This is a genomic window from Enterobacter cloacae complex sp. ECL352 (assembly GCF_020149545.1).
GTDB classification, from domain to species: Bacteria; Pseudomonadota; Gammaproteobacteria; order Enterobacterales; family Enterobacteriaceae; genus Enterobacter; species Enterobacter asburiae_B.
Genome location: NZ_CP083709.1, coordinates 1,207,646 through 1,224,478 on the forward strand (window position 1 = coordinate 1,207,646; position 16,833 = coordinate 1,224,478).

18 protein-coding genes and 1 other annotated feature are annotated in these 16,833 nt (G+C 54.1%); of the genes, 8 read left to right on the forward strand and 10 right to left on the reverse strand.

Features of this window, described 5'->3' with window-relative positions; all coding sequences use genetic code 11:
• Positions 1 to 266 precede the first annotated feature (266 nt).
• The 3 genes from clpB to rluD form a co-directional block, all read right to left on the reverse strand.
• Complete coding sequence (clpB, locus tag LBF07_RS05780) at positions 267 to 2,840, reverse strand: ATP-dependent chaperone ClpB (RefSeq protein WP_023308864.1); 2,574 nt, start codon at positions 2,838 to 2,840, stop codon at positions 267 to 269.
• A 129-nt stretch (positions 2,841 to 2,969) separates the two neighbouring features.
• Complete coding sequence (gene yfiH / locus LBF07_RS05785; protein WP_094935672.1) at positions 2,970 to 3,701, reverse strand: purine nucleoside phosphorylase YfiH; 732 nt, start codon at positions 3,699 to 3,701, stop codon at positions 2,970 to 2,972.
• Positions 3,698 to 4,678 carry a 23S rRNA pseudouridine(1911/1915/1917) synthase RluD gene (rluD, locus tag LBF07_RS05790; RefSeq protein ID WP_023308866.1) on the reverse strand — a complete coding sequence of 327 codons (981 nt, stop codon included), beginning with the start codon at positions 4,676 to 4,678 and terminating at the stop codon, positions 3,698 to 3,700. Before rluD ends, yfiH begins: the two co-directional genes overlap by 4 nt.
• A gap of 131 nt (positions 4,679 to 4,809) precedes the next feature.
• On the opposite strand from rluD, the gene bamD reads away from it, so the two are divergent.
• The 4 genes from bamD (at position 4,810) to pheA (ending at position 7,584) form a co-directional block, all read left to right on the forward strand.
• Complete coding sequence (gene bamD / locus LBF07_RS05795; protein ID WP_023308867.1) at positions 4,810 to 5,547, forward strand: outer membrane protein assembly factor BamD; 738 nt, start codon at positions 4,810 to 4,812, stop codon at positions 5,545 to 5,547.
• A 268-nt stretch (positions 5,548 to 5,815) separates the two neighbouring features.
• The gene (raiA, locus tag LBF07_RS05800; protein WP_003863162.1) at positions 5,816 to 6,157 is read left to right on the forward strand and encodes a ribosome-associated translation inhibitor RaiA; all 342 of its coding nucleotides are present in this window, start codon (positions 5,816 to 5,818) and stop codon (positions 6,155 to 6,157) included.
• Positions 6,158 to 6,267: 110 nt separating this feature from the next.
• Positions 6,268 to 6,393, forward strand: a sequence feature (Phe leader region).
• Positions 6,269 to 6,316 (forward strand): pheA operon leader peptide PheL, encoded by a 48-nt coding sequence (pheL, locus tag LBF07_RS05805; RefSeq protein ID WP_100249759.1) that lies wholly within the window; start codon positions 6,269 to 6,271, stop codon positions 6,314 to 6,316. Its footprint overlaps the feature before it by 48 nt.
• Before the next feature lie 30 nt (positions 6,394 to 6,423).
• A complete protein-coding gene (gene pheA, locus LBF07_RS05810) occupies positions 6,424 to 7,584 on the forward strand; it encodes a bifunctional chorismate mutase/prephenate dehydratase (RefSeq protein WP_048977008.1) in 1,161 nt (386 codons plus the stop codon).
• Here the strand turns inward: pheA and LBF07_RS05815 are convergent.
• The 3 genes from LBF07_RS05815 to aroF are packed head-to-tail and all read right to left on the reverse strand — an operon-like array spanning position 7,581 to position 10,716.
• Positions 7,581 to 8,453 carry an SMP-30/gluconolactonase/LRE family protein gene (locus LBF07_RS05815; RefSeq protein WP_094935671.1) on the reverse strand — a complete coding sequence of 291 codons (873 nt, stop codon included), beginning with the start codon at positions 8,451 to 8,453 and terminating at the stop codon, positions 7,581 to 7,583. The two genes, pheA and LBF07_RS05815, sit on opposite strands and share 4 nt — an antisense overlap.
• Before the next feature lie 60 nt (positions 8,454 to 8,513).
• The gene (gene tyrA / locus LBF07_RS05820) at positions 8,514 to 9,635 is read right to left on the reverse strand and encodes a bifunctional chorismate mutase/prephenate dehydrogenase (RefSeq protein WP_033146250.1); all 1,122 of its coding nucleotides are present in this window, start codon (positions 9,633 to 9,635) and stop codon (positions 8,514 to 8,516) included.
• A gap of 10 nt (positions 9,636 to 9,645) precedes the next feature.
• Entirely contained in the window at positions 9,646 to 10,716 is a 1,071-nt protein-coding gene (gene aroF, locus LBF07_RS05825; RefSeq protein WP_033146251.1) for a 3-deoxy-7-phosphoheptulonate synthase AroF, read from the reverse strand.
• Positions 10,717 to 10,930: 214 nt separating this feature from the next.
• Here aroF and LBF07_RS05830 point away from each other — a divergent pair, with 214 nt between their 5' ends.
• The 4 genes from LBF07_RS05830 (at position 10,931) to LBF07_RS05845 (ending at position 13,705) form a co-directional block, all read left to right on the forward strand.
• On the forward strand, positions 10,931 to 11,305 hold the full coding sequence (locus tag LBF07_RS05830) for a DUF2799 domain-containing protein (RefSeq protein WP_023308872.1): 375 nt from the start codon (positions 10,931 to 10,933) through the stop codon (positions 11,303 to 11,305).
• A 152-nt stretch (positions 11,306 to 11,457) separates the two neighbouring features.
• A complete protein-coding gene (locus LBF07_RS05835; protein WP_033146572.1) occupies positions 11,458 to 11,994 on the forward strand; it encodes a YfiR family protein in 537 nt (178 codons plus the stop codon).
• Positions 11,987 to 13,207 (forward strand): diguanylate cyclase DgcN, encoded by a 1,221-nt coding sequence (gene dgcN, locus LBF07_RS05840; protein ID WP_029741024.1) that lies wholly within the window; start codon positions 11,987 to 11,989, stop codon positions 13,205 to 13,207. Before LBF07_RS05835 ends, dgcN begins: the two co-directional genes overlap by 8 nt.
• A gap of 12 nt (positions 13,208 to 13,219) precedes the next feature.
• On the forward strand, positions 13,220 to 13,705 hold the full coding sequence (locus LBF07_RS05845) for an OmpA family protein (RefSeq protein ID WP_029741023.1): 486 nt from the start codon (positions 13,220 to 13,222) through the stop codon (positions 13,703 to 13,705).
• Between the two features lies 1 nt (position 13,706).
• Here LBF07_RS05845 and LBF07_RS05850 read toward each other — a convergent pair whose 3' ends face one another.
• From LBF07_RS05850 to trmD, 4 genes are all read right to left on the reverse strand, one after another.
• Positions 13,707 to 15,077 carry a PepSY domain-containing protein gene (locus LBF07_RS05850; protein ID WP_094935669.1) on the reverse strand — a complete coding sequence of 457 codons (1,371 nt, stop codon included), beginning with the start codon at positions 15,075 to 15,077 and terminating at the stop codon, positions 13,707 to 13,709.
• Positions 15,078 to 15,115: 38 nt separating this feature from the next.
• Positions 15,116 to 15,520 carry a DUF2946 domain-containing protein gene (locus LBF07_RS05855; protein WP_094935668.1) on the reverse strand — a complete coding sequence of 135 codons (405 nt, stop codon included), beginning with the start codon at positions 15,518 to 15,520 and terminating at the stop codon, positions 15,116 to 15,118.
• A gap of 132 nt (positions 15,521 to 15,652) precedes the next feature.
• Positions 15,653 to 16,000 (reverse strand): 50S ribosomal protein L19, encoded by a 348-nt coding sequence (gene rplS, locus LBF07_RS05860; protein ID WP_002914145.1) that lies wholly within the window; start codon positions 15,998 to 16,000, stop codon positions 15,653 to 15,655.
• 43 nt (positions 16,001 to 16,043) lie between these two features.
• Entirely contained in the window at positions 16,044 to 16,811 is a 768-nt protein-coding gene (gene trmD / locus LBF07_RS05865; protein WP_014832949.1) for a tRNA (guanosine(37)-N1)-methyltransferase TrmD, read from the reverse strand.
• Between the last annotated feature and the right edge of the window lie 22 nt (positions 16,812 to 16,833).

Genomic DNA, 16,833 nt, shown 5'->3' on the forward strand with positions numbered 1-16,833 from the left:
CAGCGGCGCGGGGTGTGCATATTACGCTTTCCCGCTTCAGAGTCAAGTGATTAATTTCGCTTTTCTCTGCTGACCCGGCGGCGTGTGTGCCGTTGTTCCGTGTCAGTGGAGGCGCATTATAGGGAGTAATTCCGAAGCTGCAAGGATAAAGTGACATTTATTTACTAACCGCTCACTTTCCAGGCAAATCTTACTCCAGACCTCAATTTTCGCCTGGTTTTTAAACAAAAACGAGCCGCAAGCGGCTCGTTTTTGCGTTTTGTGACTTACTGCACTGCCACAATACGATCGTCGTTGGCTTCCAGACGAATAACTTTGCCCGGAATCAACTCTCCGGAGAGGATCTGCTGCGCCAGCGGGTTTTCGATCTGCTGCTGGATAGCACGTTTCAATGGACGCGCACCGTACACCGGATCGTAACCATTCTCGCTCAGCAGCTTCAGAGCCTCGTCGGAGATGTGAATTTCATATCCACGCTCTTCCAGACGTTTGTACAGACGCTGCAGCTGGATCTGCGCAATCGACGCAATGTGTTTCTCACCCAGAGGATGGAATACCACCACTTCATCAATACGGTTGATGAACTCCGGACGGAAGTTATGGCTCACGACACCGAGCACCAGATCCTTCATATGGCTATAGTCCAGTTCACCGAAACGTTCCTGAATCAAATCGGAACCCAGGTTCGAGGTCATGATGACAACCGTATTACGGAAGTCGACCGTTCTCCCCTGTCCGTCGGTCAGACGGCCATCATCAAGCACCTGAAGCAGAATGTTGAACACATCAGGGTGCGCTTTTTCCACCTCATCCAGCAGGATGACGGAATAAGGGCGACGGCGAACGGCTTCCGTCAGATATCCCCCTTCTTCATAACCAACGTATCCCGGAGGCGCGCCGACCAGACGTGAGACGGAGTGTTTCTCCATAAACTCGGACATGTCGATACGTACCATCGCATCGTCGCTGTCGAACATAAAGTTAGCCAGCGCTTTACACAGCTCGGTTTTACCGACCCCCGTCGGCCCCAGGAACAGGAACGAACCAATCGGACGGTTTGGATCGGACAGCCCTGCACGACTACGACGAATAGCGTTCGAAACCGCTTCAACCGCTTCGTTCTGGCCAATCACCCGATTGTGTAGATCTTGCTCCATGCGCAGCAGTTTTTCACGCTCGCCTTCCAGCATGCGCGCCACCGGAATACCGGTCCAGCGAGCAAGCACTTCCGCGATTTCCGCATCCGTCACTTTATTACGTAACAGACGCATCGTTTTCCCTTCTGACTGCGTCGCTATCTCAAGCTGTTTCTCCAACTCAGGAATTTTGCCGTACTGCAGTTCAGACATCCGCGCCAGATCGCCGACACGGCGAGCCTGCTCAATGGCAATTTTAGCCTGTTCGAGTTCAGCTTTAATGGTCTGAGTGCCGGAAAGGGATGCTTTCTCGGCTTTCCACTCTTCTTCCAGCTCAGAGTACTGGCGCTCTTTATCGTCCAGTTCTTCATTGAGCATATCCAGGCGTTTCTTACTGGCTTCATCAGACTCTTTCTTCAGCGCCTGCTGTTCCAGCTTGAGCTGAATGATGCGTCGGTCGAGCCTGTCCAGCTCTTCCGGTTTCGAGTCAATCTGCATACGAATGCTCGAAGCCGCTTCATCAATAAGGTCGATCGCTTTATCCGGTAGCTGACGGTCAGCAATATAACGATGCGAAAGCGTCGCTGCCGCAACGATAGCCGGGTCAGTGATCTGCACGTGGTGGTGCAGTTCATAGCGCTCCTTCAAACCACGCAGGATCGCGATGGTATCTTCAACGCTTGGCTCAGCAACAAACACTTTCTGGAAACGACGTTCCAGAGCAGCATCTTTCTCAATGTACTGACGGTACTCGTCGAGCGTGGTGGCACCGACGCAGTGAAGTTCACCGCGCGCCAGCGCAGGTTTCAGCATGTTCCCGGCATCCATCGCGCCGTCCGCTTTACCCGCACCGACCATAGTGTGCAGTTCGTCGATAAACAGGATAACGTTCCCTTCCTGCTTCGCCAGGTCGTTAAGCACGCCTTTCAGACGCTCCTCAAACTCACCGCGGTATTTCGCACCGGCCACCAGCGCGCCCATATCCAGCGCCAGTACGCGGCGGCCTTTCAGGCCTTCCGGCACTTCCCCGTTAACGATACGCTGCGCCAGCCCTTCAACAATGGCGGTTTTACCGACACCCGGTTCACCAATCAGCACCGGGTTGTTCTTGGTACGACGTTGCAGTACCTGAATCGTACGGCGAATTTCTTCATCACGGCCGATAACCGGGTCAAGTTTGCCCTGTTCAGCACGCTCGGTCAGATCGACCGTAAATTTCTTCAAAGCCTGACGTTGGTCTTCGGCTCCCTGATCGTTCACGCTTTCACCTCCGCGCATTTTCTCAATCGCCTGAGTCACATTGGCGGTGGTCGCACCGGCAGATTTCAGCAGGTCGGTCAAGGTACCGCGTGATTCAAGCGCCGCCAGAACAAACAGCTCTGACGAAATAAAGTTGTCCCCACGTTTTTGCGCCAGCTTGTCGCAAAGGTTAAGCACGCGCACCAGATCCTGCGACGGCTGAACGTCGCCGCCGGTACCTTCTACCTGCGGTAAACGGCTCAGCGCCTGATCGATGGCGGTGCGTAACTGGCCAGCATTAATGCCAGCGGACGTTAATAAAGGACGTACCGATCCCCCTTCCTGATTCAGCAAGGCGCTCATTAAATGAAGAGGTTCGATAAACTGGTTGTCGTGCCCCAGTGCGAGGGACTGGGCATCGGCGAGAGCAAGCTGGAATTTATTAGTAAGACGATCCAGACGCATAACTCCTCCCATAACAGGTCAAATTTGCTACTGGAGATTAAATGAGGTCATCCCTCAATTATTCAAGGTTAATGACCTGAATTATGTGAAAAGAAAACGGCACGTACCGGATCGTCTTGATTCTTTAGGTTATATCAGCCAAATGAAACTTGCCATACGCCCCGTGGTCTTGTCGCGACGATAGGAGAAAAAATCACCCTTTTCGGTGAATGTGCAGCGATCGCCGCCGAAGATCTGCATCACGCCAACGTTATTCAGACGCTGACGGGCGAGCTGGTAAATATCGGCCAGATATTTATCCCCCGAAGGCAGGAAGGCTTCAACCGCTTGCGGATCTTTTTCCATAAAGGCTTCGCGAACCTCTGGCCCCACTTCGAAAGCGCGAGGACCAATGGCCGGGCCAAGCCAGGCCATAATATTGGCTGGCTCATCGCTAAAGCAGGCGACAGTTTCTTCGAGCACGCCTTCACACAGACCACGCCAGCCCGCGTGTGCTGCAGCCACCTCGGTACCTGCACGGTTACAGAACAGAACCGGCAGACAATCGGCGGTCATCACGGCACAAACGGTTCCCGGAGTATTACTGTAAGAGGCATCAGCGCGTTTAGAAGCATAGGGTTCTCCCTTCAACTTCAGCACCGCGTTACCATGAACCTGTTCCAGCCAGACCGGTTTCGACGGCAAGTTCCCCGCAGCAAACAGACGTCGGCGGTTCTCTTCAACATGTTCCAGGTTGTCGCCACAGTGCGCACCGAGGTTCAAAGACTCCCACGCGCCCTGGCTAACACCGCCAATACGGGTTGAACTGCAGGCGGCCACGCCTGCAGGCAATGGCCACTCCGGGACAATCAGTTTGGTCATAACCAGTCCACTTGATCCTTATGTTCTTCGAAATCAGCACGCATGGCGTCGATAAGATCCACCATATCCTGCGGGATAGGCGCATGCCACTCCATCTGAATACCGGTGATAGGGTGGTAAAGACGCAGCATAGTCGCGTGCAGCGCCTGGCGATCGAATTTACGCAATACGCTGATGAACTCATCCGATGCGCCTTTAGGTGGACGCGGACGACCACCGTATACCTGATCCCCGACCAGCGGATGGGTAATGTGGGCCATATGCACGCGGATCTGGTGAGTACGTCCGGTTTCCAGACGCAGACGCAGGCGCGTATGAATACGGAAGTGCTCCATAATGCGATAGTGCGTCACCGCCGGTTTACCCATCGGATGCACCGACATATGGGTACGTTTAGTTGGGTGACGGCTGATTGGCTCTTCCACCGTTCCGCCAGAGGTCATATGCCCAATGGCTACCGCTTCATACTCGCGGGTGATTTCGCGCAGCTGCAGCGATTCCACCAGACGGGTTTGAGCAGGAACGGTCTTCGCCACCACCATCAAACCGGTGGTGTCTTTATCCAGACGGTGCACGATGCCCGCGCGCGGGACATCCGCGATCGGCGGATAATAATGGAGAAGTGCGTTAAGTACCGTACCGTCAGGGTTCCCCGCGCCCGGATGAACAACCAGGTCGCGCGGCTTGTTGATCACCAGAATGTCATCATCTTCATAGACGATGTCCAGTGGGATATCCTGCGGCTCGAAGCGGATTTCCTCTTCGATTTCAGCATTGATGGCGACAGCTTCCCCACCTAACACTTTCTCTTTTGGTTTGTCCCAGATCTTGCCGTTTACCAGCACGCGCTGGTCAAGGATCCATTCTTTTATGCGTGAACGCGAATAATCAGGGAACAATTCGGCCAAAGCCTGATCTAAGCGTTGACCGAGCTGATTTTCGGAGACTGTTGCGGTGAGTTCTACTCGTTGTGCCATAAACTGCTTCTTCGTTTAACGTTGGGTTTTACGGCTTTGCCGTTTAATATAGTGTGCTATTGTAGCTGGTCTTAATCGGGAGCAGGAACAGAGTTTCTCCCGGACAAACATTTGAGGAAAGTCAAAACGTCATGACGCGCATGAAATATCTGGTGGCAGCGGCCACGTTGAGCCTGGCTTTGGTGGGCTGCTCCGGTTCAAATGAACAGGTCCCTGACAATCCGCCGAATGAAATCTATGCGACTGCACAACAAAAGTTGCAGGACGGTAACTGGAAACAGGCGATAACGCAACTGGAAGCGTTGGATAATCGCTATCCATTTGGTCCATATTCGCAGCAGGTACAGTTAGATCTCATCTACGCATACTATAAAAATGCCGACCTGCCGCTGGCTCAGGCAACCATCGATCGTTTCATGCGTCTGAACCCGACTCATCCTAACATCGACTATGTGATGTACATGCGCGGCCTCACCAACATGGCGCTGGACGACAGTGCGCTTCAGGGCTTCTTCGGCGTGGATCGTTCTGACCGTGACCCGCAGCATGCGCGTGATGCCTTCAATGACTTCTCCAAGCTGGTGCGCGGCTATCCGAACAGTCAGTACGTGACCGACGCGACCAAACGTCTGGTGTTCCTGAAAGATCGTCTGGCGAAATATGAATACTCCGTAGCGGAATACTATACCCGTCGTGGCGCATGGGTTGCCGTGGTTAACCGCGTAGAAGGTATGCTGCGTGATTATCCGGATACTCAGGCAACGCGCGACGGCCTGAAGCTGATGGAAAATGCTTACCGTCAGATGCAGATGACCGCTCAGGCTGAAAAAGTGGCGAAAATCATCGCCGCGAACAGCAGCAACACCTGATATTGCCTCAATGCAAAACGGCAGCCCGAAGGCTGCCGTTTTTTTATTCATTTTAGCGCGTCGCTGAAGCGCTTAAGCCTCAACACATCCAGTCAACTATGGCCCCAATTTTTACCTTCGACAAGGTAAATCTCACCTCTTCCTGCCCTGCCTCACAAAAAAGATTCCCTGACAAAAACCGACAAAATAACGTGATCTAAATCACACATTTTGACATTAGGTCGGGTATGCTGGAATCACCAAGACGGAAAGACAAGAGGTAAAATTTATGACAATGAACATTACCAGTAAACAAATGGAAATTACTCCGGCAATCCGCCAGCACGTCGCAGACCGTCTCGCCAAACTGGATAAATGGCAAACTCATTTGATTAATCCACATATCATCCTGTCCAAGGAGCCGCAGGGTTTCATCGCTGACGCAACTATCAATACTCCAAACGGCCATCTGGTCGCCAGCGCAAAACATGAGGATATGTACACAGCAATTAACGATTTGATCAACAAGCTGGAACGGCAGCTCAATAAAGTGCAACACAAAGGTGAAGCCCGTCGCGCCGCAACATCGGTGAAAGACGCCAGCTTCGCGGAAGAAGTTGAAGAAGAGTAATCCTTTAAATTGAGTGTACCGCCAACGCGCCTTCGGGCGCGTTTTTTGTTTTTTATTGACAGGGTGAAAACAGTACGGGTACTTTAACGGTATCAATCACAGGATGACTTTATGAAACTTACGCCGTTCTTCTTCGCATTCTTTTTTACCTTCCCCTGAACGGGAGGCGTTTCGTCGTGTGATAAAGAATGCGAAGACGAACAACAAGGCCTCCCACACCGGGGGGCCTTTTTTATTGATAACGATAAAATGAGACAGGCAACACTATGACACCGGAAAACCCGTTACTGGATCTGCGAGTAAAAATCAGCGCGCTGGATGAGAAACTGCTGGCGCTGCTGGCCGAACGCCGCGCGCTTGCCGTTGAAGTGGGCAAAGCCAAGCTGGACTCCCATCGCCCGGTACGAGATATCGACCGCGAGCGCGATCTGCTGGAACGTCTCATTCAGCTCGGCAAAGTGCATCACCTCGATGCCCACTACATTACCCGGTTGTTCCAGCTCATCATCGAAGACTCCGTTCTCACTCAGCAAGCGCTGCTCCAGCAGCATCTGAACAAAACCAATCCACACTCTGCGCGTATTGCCTTCCTCGGTCCGAAGGGATCTTATTCTCACCTGGCCGCACGTCAGTATGCCGCACGCCATTTCGAAGAATTTATTGAGAGCGGCTGCGCGAAGTTTGCCGACATTTTTAACCAGGTTGAGACCGGCCAGGCGGATTACGCCGTCGTACCGATTGAAAACACCAGCTCCGGCGCCATCAACGACGTCTACGATTTGCTGCAGCACACCAGCCTGTCGCTGGTAGGCGAGCTGACGATCCCTATCGATCACTGCGTGCTGGTCTCCGGCTCAACGGACCTGAGCAAGATCGAAACGGTTTACAGTCATCCACAGCCGTTCCAGCAGTGCAGCCAGTTCCTGAACCGCTATCCGAACTGGAAAATTGAGTACACCGAAAGCACCTCGGCGGCGATGGAAAAAGTGGCGCAGGCTAACACCCCAACCGTCGCCGCGCTCGGCAGCGAAGCAGGCGGGGCGCTGTATGGCCTGCAGGTGCTGGAACGCAACCTGGCGAACCAGACGCAAAATATCACCCGCTTCGTGGTGCTGGCCCGCAAGGCGATCAATGTGTCAGACCAGGTGCCGGCCAAAACCACGCTGCTGATGGCGACCGGCCAACAGGCCGGGGCGCTGGTTGAAGCCCTGCTGGTGCTGCGTAATCACAACCTGATCATGACCAGGCTGGAATCACGCCCAATCCACGGTAACCCGTGGGAAGAGATGTTCTACCTCGATATCCAGGCCAACCTGGAATCTGCTTCCATGCAGAAGGCCCTGCGCGAACTGGGCGAGATCACGCGTTCCATGAAGGTGCTGGGCTGCTATCCGAGCGAAAACGTGGTCCCGGTTGACCCGGCTTAACGTTCGATGAACCGGCTTTTCTTCATCCCTGCCACGTTCACCGGCAGGGTGAATATGGCGCCGGAGAGCGGATACTTCGCCAGCTCGTCCGCGTCCATATTTTCCCGCGTGGTGGTAATAAACAGTGTTTTCATGTCATCGCCGCCAAAGCAGACCATCGTCGGGCAACGCACCGGCATGCGGTATTCTTCCAGCTGCTCCCCTTGCGGAGAAAAACGCGCAATACGCCAGCCGTCAAACAGCGCGCTCCAGTAGCAGCCTTCCACATCCACGGCAGCGCCGTCCGGTATCCCTTCGCCCTCTTTAAACTGACGAAACACCTCGCGCCTGCCGGGTTCGCCCTTCTCATCAAGCGGCGTTCGGTAAATAACGCCGTTTGGCGTATCTGAAGTAAACATCCATTGATTATCAGGGCTAAACGCTAAGCCGTTGTGCCCGTGAATATCGCACTGGATCACTTTCGGCGTCAGGTCGTTGTCGATGCGCATCAGCAGGGCACCGTTGTAATCTCCCGGCCCCCAAAACGTGCCCGCGTAGAATCGCCCCAGAGAATCGGTGCCGCCGTCGTTAAAGCGTGCGAGCTGTGGGTTAGAGGGGTTATCGCACACCTTGCGGCGCAGCAGGCCGTGTTTATCGGTCAGCCAGATACCCGTTCGCATCGCAACGATAAAACCACCCTGCTCGCGCAGCGCGAAACAGCCCACCTCCTCATGGAAAGAGAGTACGGTGTGTTCTGCCGTCGGCAGATGGTAGCGGTGGATCTCCCCTTCCAGAATATCGGCCCAGTAGAGCGCGCGCTCTTCTGCGTTCCACGTCGGGCACTCAGGCAGATGCCCGGTGTAATTCAACAGCAGCTGCGGTTCGGCCATGACAGTTCCCCAAAATAAAAAAAGCCAGCATTGCTGGCTTTCAGTATATACATCATCGCATTACTGGCGACTGTCATTTGCCTGGCGCAACAGCGTCCGGCTCTCACTCTGGAAACGCTGCGCGTAATCGCCAAACCAGTGCTCGACCTTGCGGAAACTGTCGATAAACGCCTGCTTGTCTCCGTGCTCCAGCAGCGTAATGGCTTCGCCAAAGCGCTGATAGTAGCGCTTGATGAGCGCCAGATTGTTCTCGGAGGACATAATAATGTCCGCGTAAAGCTGCGGATCCTGAGCAAACAGACGCCCGACCATCGCCAGCTCCAGACGATAGATAGGCGAAGAGAGCGCCAGCAGCTGTTCAAGCTGCACGTTCTCTTCCGCCAGATGCAGACCGTAGGCAAACGTCGCAAAGTGGCGCAGCGCCTGAATGAACGCCATGTTCTGATCGTGCTCGACCGCGCTGATACGATGCAATCGCGCGCCCCATACCTGAATCTGTTCCAGGAACCACTGATAGGCTTCCGGCTGACGACCGTCGCAGTAAACCACCACCTGCTTAGCCAGGCTGCCGCTGTCCGGGCCAAACATCGGGTGCAGACCCAGTACCGGGCCCGTATGCGCAGCCAGCATCGCCTGTAGCGGACCATTTTTGACGGAGGCCAGATCCACCAGGATGCAATCTTTCGGTAAAGCAGGAAGCTTTCCGATGATCTGCTCCGTCACGTGGATCGGCACGCTGACGATAACCATCCCGGCATCTTTCATGAGTTCCGGAGCATGCGCCCAGTCCTCTTTTTCCAGAATGCGCACCTGATAGCCAGAAAGCGTCAGCATTTTTTCAAACAGACGCCCCATCTGTCCTGCCCCGCCGACAATCACCACCGGCCGCAGGGACGGACAGAGGGTTTTGAAGCCCTTGTCGTTTTCGCTGGAATAGGATTCCCGCATCACGCGACGCAGAACATCTTCAATTAAATCCGGCGAAACGCCCAGCGCCTGGGCCTCTTTGCGACGAGAGGCCAGCATTGAGGCTTCGCGCTCCGGGACGTAAATCGGCAGGCCGTATTTGCTTTTCACCTCACCGACTTCGGCAACCAGCGCCATGCGGCGCGCCAGCAGGTCCAGCAGCGCCTTATCCACTTCATCAATTTGATCGCGCAGTGCGGTCAATTCAGCAACCATAACTAACCTCTTAAGCCAGACGCGTCGCCAGCTGGCCTTTCAAATCTTTGTGGATCTCACGCAGCAGCGCATCGGTGGTTTCCCAGCTGATGCAAGCATCCGTCACGGAGACGCCGTGCTTCATTGCACTGCGCGGTTGTTCAGATGATTGATTGCCTTCATGAATATTGCTCTCAATCATCAGACCGATAATCGAACGGTTGCCATCTTTGATCTGTGCGACCACGGATTCCGCAACCGCAGGCTGGCGACGGTAATCTTTATTTGAATTACCATGACTGCAATCTACCATCAGTGCCGGGCGCAGTCCCGCCTGCTCCATCTCTTTTTCACACTGCGCCACGTCCGCCGGGCTGTAGTTAGGTGCTTTCCCGCCGCGCAGGATCACATGGCCGTCCGGGTTACCCTGCGTTTGCAGGAGGCAGACCTGGCCCGCCTGGTTGATACCGACGAAACGGTGCGGCATCGCAGCAGCGCGCATGGCGTTGATCGCCGTCGCCAGGCTGCCATCGGTACCGTTTTTAAAGCCAACCGGCATTGACAGGCCAGACGCCATCTCGCGGTGGGTTTGCGATTCCGTGGTACGCGCGCCAATCGCCGACCAGCTGAACAGATCGCCCAGGTACTGCGGGCTGTTCGGGTCCAGCGCTTCGGTTGCCAGCGGCAGCCCCATGCTGACCAGCTCCACCAGCAGGCGACGCGCAATCTTCAGGCCTGCTTCCACATCAAACGAGCCATCCATGTGCGGATCGTTAATCAACCCTTTCCAGCCGACGGTCGTACGTGGCTTCTCAAAATAGACGCGCATCACCAGATAGAGGCTATCGCTGACCTCCTCCGCTAACGCTTTAAATCGACGAGCATATTCAATGGCGGTTTCAGGATCGTGAATGGAGCAAGGACCGCATACCACCAGCAGGCGCGGATCGCGGCCGGCGATAATGTCAGAAATGGTCTGGCGAGAGTGCTCGATCTGAGCCTCCTGCGCGACGCTCAGCGGAAATTCCGCTTTCAGTTGATCCGGAGTGATTAACACCTGTTCGTCAGTGATATGTACGTTGTTCAGCGCGTCTTTTTGCATGATGGCGATCCTGTAAAGCTCGTTTGCGATAGTTGTTTTCCTCAATGAGGTGAAACCACGATACCATAAAAAGTAAACATTTCAATCCAAAATACGTACACATTACTTTACAGATGCCAATTTATTGCAAAAATCAGCCGATAAAAACGTAAACTTTAAATTACAGACAGATTTTCTTTAGCCAGGCTATGCTGAAGAAAAAAGGAGAATGGCTATGCGTTCAATTGCTCTCGCGCTGTTGTCGCTGTTTTTAACGGGCTGTCAGATCAATCCTTACACCTTCCAGCCCGACTGGACCAGCCCATCCTGGTTTGATGCAGGTAAAGAAGACGCCATGAATGGCCTGCCGGTTAAAGATAACCAGGCCCTGGCCGATAGTTTTAACGACACACACGTTGATCGTAGTGAATATCTTCGCGGCTATGCTGATGGTCAGAAGAAAGTCTGCGAAGAAGGGTTTATTCACGCCTGGGGATTAGCAGGCAAATCTTTCCCTGCCAGTTGCGATACAGCCGAAAACGCGGCAAAACTGCGTGCGTCATGGCAGCAAGGGATGGATGAAAGTATGCGCTCCAGCAGACTGAATTAATCTATTTTTATCCACCGGAAAATAAACAACTGTAGGATTTAGCTTAGGTCGGCCTCATGCTATTTCTGACATAATGACGGCCCTGATAAACAATGGTATTCTGCCCGCAACTCTTAAGGACATCTATTTCCAGAGCGATGTGGCGGATTCTGGTGAGAAATTTATTCTTGATCTCTTTTTTCCGACTCACTCTGGTGATAATGCTGTTCCTTATGGTGGGCCCTGCGGCGGCAGGCACGCTTACGGAAACGGATAAATCGGTACGCTCGATTGTCTCAGGCATCGTGAGCTATACGCGATGGCCGTCACTTTCCGGTCAGCCTAAACTCTGCGTCTACGCCACTTCGCACTATACGCACGCCCTCAGCGGCGATGAGGGGCATAGCGAGTTACCTTATACTCCCGTTATTGTACGTAACGATCAGGAAGCCCTGGCCGCGACGTGCGATGCGATCTATTTCGGGTCTGAATCACCGGCAAAACAACTTGAATTAATAAGTCAATATCAGGGCAGAGCGTTGCTATTAATCTCAGAGCAAAATCCGGAATGTGTAATTGGCAGTGCCTTTTGCCTGATAATCGATCGCGGCCAGGTACGGTTCGCCGTCAATCTGGATGCATTGACGCGCAGTGGCGTAAGAGTCAATCCGGATGTATTAATGCTTGCACGGAATAAGCAGCATGGATAAAGATTTCACTTCAACGCCACGTCCGACGTTTAAAAGAACGTTGAGGCGAAACAGCATGATAAGCGTCATCATCACGATGACGCTAATATGGCTGCTGCTCTGTTTTGCTTCCGTCGTGACGTTAAAACAATACGCGCAAAAGAATCTCGAATTAACCGGCGCAACAATGAGCCACAGCCTGGAAGCCTCGCTGGTGTTCAACGACTCGCTGGCGGCCAACGAAACGCTGGCTGCGCTGGGCAAACAGGGGCAGTTTGCCGTGGCCGAGGTTATTAACGCGCATAAAAAGCGGTTTGCCTACTGGTCCTGGAACCCGGAGGACAACAACGACACGCTGGGCGCACTGGTCAGCCGCTGGCTTTTCCCCGTACCGGTTGCGCAGCCCATCATGCATAACGGCGCAACGATCGGCGAAATTCGCCTGACCGCGCGTGACAGTCTGATCGGCCATTTCATCTGGATGTCGTTTGCCGTTCTGACCGGCTGCATTCTCTTTGCAACCGTCGTCGCGCTCACCATTACCCAGTCTTTGCACCATGGGATGGTCACGGCCCTGCAAAACATCACTGACGTCGTGCATGACGTTCGTACTAACCGCAACTTCTCCCGCCGGGTGAAAGACGGCCGTATCGAAGAGTTTCACCAGTTTGGTGAGGACTTCAACAGCCTTCTGGATGAGATGGAGGAGTGGCAACTGAAGCTTCAGGCGAAAAATGCCCAGCTGCTGCGTACCGCCATGCACGACCCGCTCACCGGTCTTGCCAACCGCGCTGCGTTTCGTAACAGCATTGCAGCCTTAATGAACGACCCTTCAGCCAAAACAAACTCGGCCCTGCTCTTCCTCGACGGTGATAATTTTAAGTTTATTAACGACACCTGGGGACACGCGGCAGGTGACTGCGTGCTGATAGAAGTCGCCAGCAGGATGATGGAGTTTGGCGACAAACGTCACCAGGCATACCGCCTTGGCGGTGACGAATTCGCTATGGTGCTGTACGGCGTACACTCTGAGCTCGAGGTTCAACACATTTGTGCTGCGCTATCGCAGCAGTTTATCCGTCCGTTTGATCTTCATAACGGACAAAAAGCATCGATGTCACTCAGCATTGGCTTTGCTCTGGCGTGGGAAAATGCTTCCGTGGAAGCATTACTGGAGAGGGCTGACCGCAACATGTATCAGGTGAAAAACCAGCGTACGAAAACAACAAGTTAGAAAGGATACACTATGTTAAAACGTTACTTCGCGCCGATAGTTCTGGCCTCACTGGTTCTGGCAGGCTGTCAGTCGCCCCCGGAAGGCAAATTCACTCCTGAGCAAATTTCGGCGATGAAGTCTTACGGTTTTAACGAACTGAACGGTGACTGGTCACTTGGCATGTCGGACACCATCCTGTTTGATAAAAATGACGCCAGACTGCGCCCGGAAAGTGAAACGCAGATCCAGTCCATGGCCTCTCGCCTGGCGGAAACCGGCCTGAACCACGCGCGAATGGACGGTCACACGGATAACTACGGTGAAGAAAGCTACAACGAAGCGCTGTCGTTAAAACGCGCCAATGCCGTGGCCGATGCCTGGGCGAAGGGGGCAAATATCCCGCGCAGCAATCTCACCACGCGGGGGTTAGGTCAAAAATATCCGGTTGCGAGCAACAGCACTCCGCAAGGGCGCGCTGAAAACCGCCGCGTCGCAGTGGTTATCAGCACGCCATAGGTTATTTAGCGGAAGATTCGGCGAGCGTCACCCTGGTTGCCGCTCGCCAGCGCAGCCAGTCCACCAGAACAAACAGCGCCAGACTCACGCCCATGACCGGCAAGGCCAGCCCCAGCAGTATGCTGATTATCACCGTAATCCCTCTTCCCCACCCTGACAGCGTCAGCCAGCTCTGACAAAGCGTCTGCACCGGATCCACGGCCGACTGTGCCGGACGACGCATCCACCACATCCGGTAACCCCAAATGATGAGCACGCACAGGGCGAGGCCGAACGCCACCAGCAGCAGCTGATTCACCAGCCCGAATAAGATCCCCATATGGAAATCCACGCCCCAGCGGGTCAGTTTTGCCATTAACGGGAAATCCTCGAATCGGGTTCTGTCCAGGACCTGCATCGTAGAAGGATCAACCGCAACGGCGTCCACCTGGGTCGGCCAGCTACGATCGATTTCCGTCACGGTCCAGGCGCGATCCGCCGTTTTTGCCGGGCGGATCTCCAGCCTGTTGGCATCAATTCCCGCGTTACGGGCCGCGCTTAATACTCCGTCAAACTGCGTCAGATCCATCGCCATTTCCGGCATCATCATTCCGCCGTGATGGCCCCGGTGTTCGGCGTGCTCATCCACGATCTTCTGTTGACCGGAAAGCGTCGTGTTCACCTGCGGGGTAAGCCAGTTCATCTCTGCCCGCACCTTATCAACGTTCCCGCCTGCCCATTGAGACCAGGTCAGGCCGGTTGCTGAGAACAACAGCATTCCGCCCAGCAGACTCCAGCCCAGCGTCACGTGCATCCGACGACGATTCTGGAAGCGATTATTGATCCGCCGTTTGGGTCGGGTATAAAACCACAGGGCAGCACCGCCCAGCGCGGCAACCCACATCCAGGAGGCGGCAAGCTCGCTGTAGAGCCGCCCCACGTCGCCCAGCATCAAAGAGGTATGCAGATAATCAATGGTCTGACGCAGCGGTAAAATCCCGCTGGTGCCGTATACCGTCATATCTCCCAGCACCGCCAGGCTTACTGGATCAATAAAGATAGCCCGGTTCTCCGATGGGCCAAGCGTCGGATCGGCAAACATCACGCGGGTGGTTTCGCCTTCAGCCAGCCCCGGACGCACGGCGTGCAAATGCAAATCTGAGCCAACGGTTTTTTCCGCCACGGCGATTTGCTCCGCCAGCGGCTGCAACTCGCCTACGGAATCCGTGTGGAGCGCGTGCCGGTAGAGCGCATTCTCCAGCTGCGGGGTCGCCACATACAGCGTACCGGTCAGCGCGGCAAAGAAGATAAACGGACCAACAAAAAGCCCGACGTAGAAATGGAGGCGACGCAGCAGGTTTCCCCATGCCGCGCGCGGAGTGCAGGTAGTCATACTTTTCCTTTTTAAGGCAAAAAGTTATCGATTTAGTTTTAAAGGGAAAAAGCAGACTGCCGCGGCGGCGCGCGGGTATCAGGGTAAAGCCAGGGGAAAAAGTGCCAGTGGCTGACCGCCTGGCGCGGCGGCTTAATGCGAAGCCTCTGTAATACCGCGCTGAGCAGGACGATCAGCGCCAGCATCACGCCAGGGACATGCGCTAACAGCACGCAGTAGCCGCACGCTTCCGCATGGTCGACAGGCATCGTATGCGGCATATCGCCCTGATGCTCGTCCATCGACATCATGCTCATGTCATGATGCATGCCCGGCATCGCGCTCATGGGATCTTTCTGCAAGGAGACGGAGATAAGCGGCGCCACCACGATCAGCAGGATCGCAAACAGCGCGGTCAATGCCGCTGCGCGTTTCCGGTTAGGCTGATGCAGTACGTTATCCACTTCTCCTCCTTTCAAGAGGCAAGCATTGTAAATGATTTATGACAAAAGGGTTAACGCGAGAGGTGCGCAGGGATAAAAAAAGGGCCAGCCTTTCGGCCAGCCCTTTCTAACAGGATGTCGCTTAAGCGAATCTTAGTTCAGACGCTCTTTAATACGAGCAGACTTACCAGTACGCTCACGCAGGTAGTACAGTTTAGCTTTACGTACAGCACCACGACGTTTAACAGCAATGCTGTCAACTACCGGAGAGTGAGTCTGGAAGACACGCTCAACGCCTTCGCCGTTGGAAATTTTACGAACAGTGAATGCAGAGTGCAGACCGCGGTTACGAATAGCGATAACCACGCCCTCGAATGCCTGCAGACGTTTTTTGGAACCTTCAACAACCCATACTTTCACTTCCACGGTGTCACCTGGACGGAAGGAAGGTACGTCCTGCTTCATCTGCTCTTGTTCAAGTTGCTTAATAATGTTGCTCATAATTTAATCTCTTATCCTGGGTAAACTGATATTCGGGAGCGTATTACGCATTCCCATCATGTTCATGCTGCTGGTGCGCGTGTTCAGTTTTGAACTCGGCCAGCAACTTTGCTTGCTCTTCAGTCAGAGCCAGGTTTTCCAGAAGTTCAGGTCTTCTAAGCCAGGTTCGGCCCAGCGACTGCTTCAAACGCCAGCGACGTATCTCGGCATGGTTTCCAGACAGTAACACCGCCGGTACTTCCATCCCTTCTAACACTTCAGGACGAGTATAGTGTGGACAGTCCAGCAACCCATCGGCAAAGGAATCTTCCGTTGCCGAAGCTTCATGGCCCAGAACCCCCGGAATGAACCGGGCGACGGAGTCAATCAGCGTCATTGCGGGTAACTCACCACCGCTGAGAACGTAATCGCCGATAGACCATTCTTCGTCAATCTCGGTTTGAATTACGCGCTCATCTATCCCTTCGTAGCGCCCACAGACCAGAATCAGCTTTTGATTCGTCGCCAGTTCGCTCACGCCCGCTTGATCAAGCTTGCGTCCCTGAGGTGACAGATAAATCACCTTTGCGCCTTCACCTGCCGCGGCTTTTGCTGTGTGAATGGCGTCCCGTAAGGGTTGCACCATCATTAGCATCCCCGGTCCGCCGCCGTAAGGACGATCGTCCACGGTACGGTGCCGGTCATGAGTAAAGTCACGAGGACTCCAGCTCTGGATGCTCAGCAGGCCATTCTTTACTGCCCGGCCAGTTACCCCGTAATCGGTAATCGCGCGGAACATTTCAGGAAACAGGCTAATTATGCCAATCCACATAGCGCCGTCTTTTACCGTTTAT

Coding starts and splice junctions, on each gene's coding strand:
- LBF07_RS05850 (WP_094935669.1), bottom strand. CDS start 15,077: ATGACTACCTGCACTCCGCGCGCGGCATGGGGAAACCTGCTGCGTCGC.
- raiA (WP_003863162.1), top strand. CDS start 5,816: ATGACAATGAACATTACCAGTAAACAAATGGAAATTACTCCGGCAATC.
- aroF (WP_033146251.1), bottom strand. CDS start 10,716: ATGCAAAAAGACGCGCTGAACAACGTACATATCACTGACGAACAGGTG.
- rplS (WP_002914145.1), bottom strand. CDS start 16,000: ATGAGCAACATTATTAAGCAACTTGAACAAGAGCAGATGAAGCAGGAC.
- tyrA (WP_033146250.1), bottom strand. CDS start 9,635: ATGGTTGCTGAATTGACCGCACTGCGCGATCAAATTGATGAAGTGGAT.
- LBF07_RS05815 (WP_094935671.1), bottom strand. CDS start 8,453: ATGGCCGAACCGCAGCTGCTGTTGAATTACACCGGGCATCTGCCTGAG.
- bamD (WP_023308867.1), top strand. CDS start 4,810: ATGACGCGCATGAAATATCTGGTGGCAGCGGCCACGTTGAGCCTGGCT.
- pheA (WP_048977008.1), top strand. CDS start 6,424: ATGACACCGGAAAACCCGTTACTGGATCTGCGAGTAAAAATCAGCGCG.
- yfiH (WP_094935672.1), bottom strand. CDS start 3,701: ATGACCAAACTGATTGTCCCGGAGTGGCCATTGCCTGCAGGCGTGGCC.
- dgcN (WP_029741024.1), top strand. CDS start 11,987: ATGGATAAAGATTTCACTTCAACGCCACGTCCGACGTTTAAAAGAACG.
- LBF07_RS05830 (WP_023308872.1), top strand. CDS start 10,931: ATGCGTTCAATTGCTCTCGCGCTGTTGTCGCTGTTTTTAACGGGCTGT.
- clpB (WP_023308864.1), bottom strand. CDS start 2,840: ATGCGTCTGGATCGTCTTACTAATAAATTCCAGCTTGCTCTCGCCGAT.
- LBF07_RS05845 (WP_029741023.1), top strand. CDS start 13,220: ATGTTAAAACGTTACTTCGCGCCGATAGTTCTGGCCTCACTGGTTCTG.
- trmD (WP_014832949.1), bottom strand. CDS start 16,811: ATGTGGATTGGCATAATTAGCCTGTTTCCTGAAATGTTCCGCGCGATT.
- rluD (WP_023308866.1), bottom strand. CDS start 4,678: ATGGCACAACGAGTAGAACTCACCGCAACAGTCTCCGAAAATCAGCTC.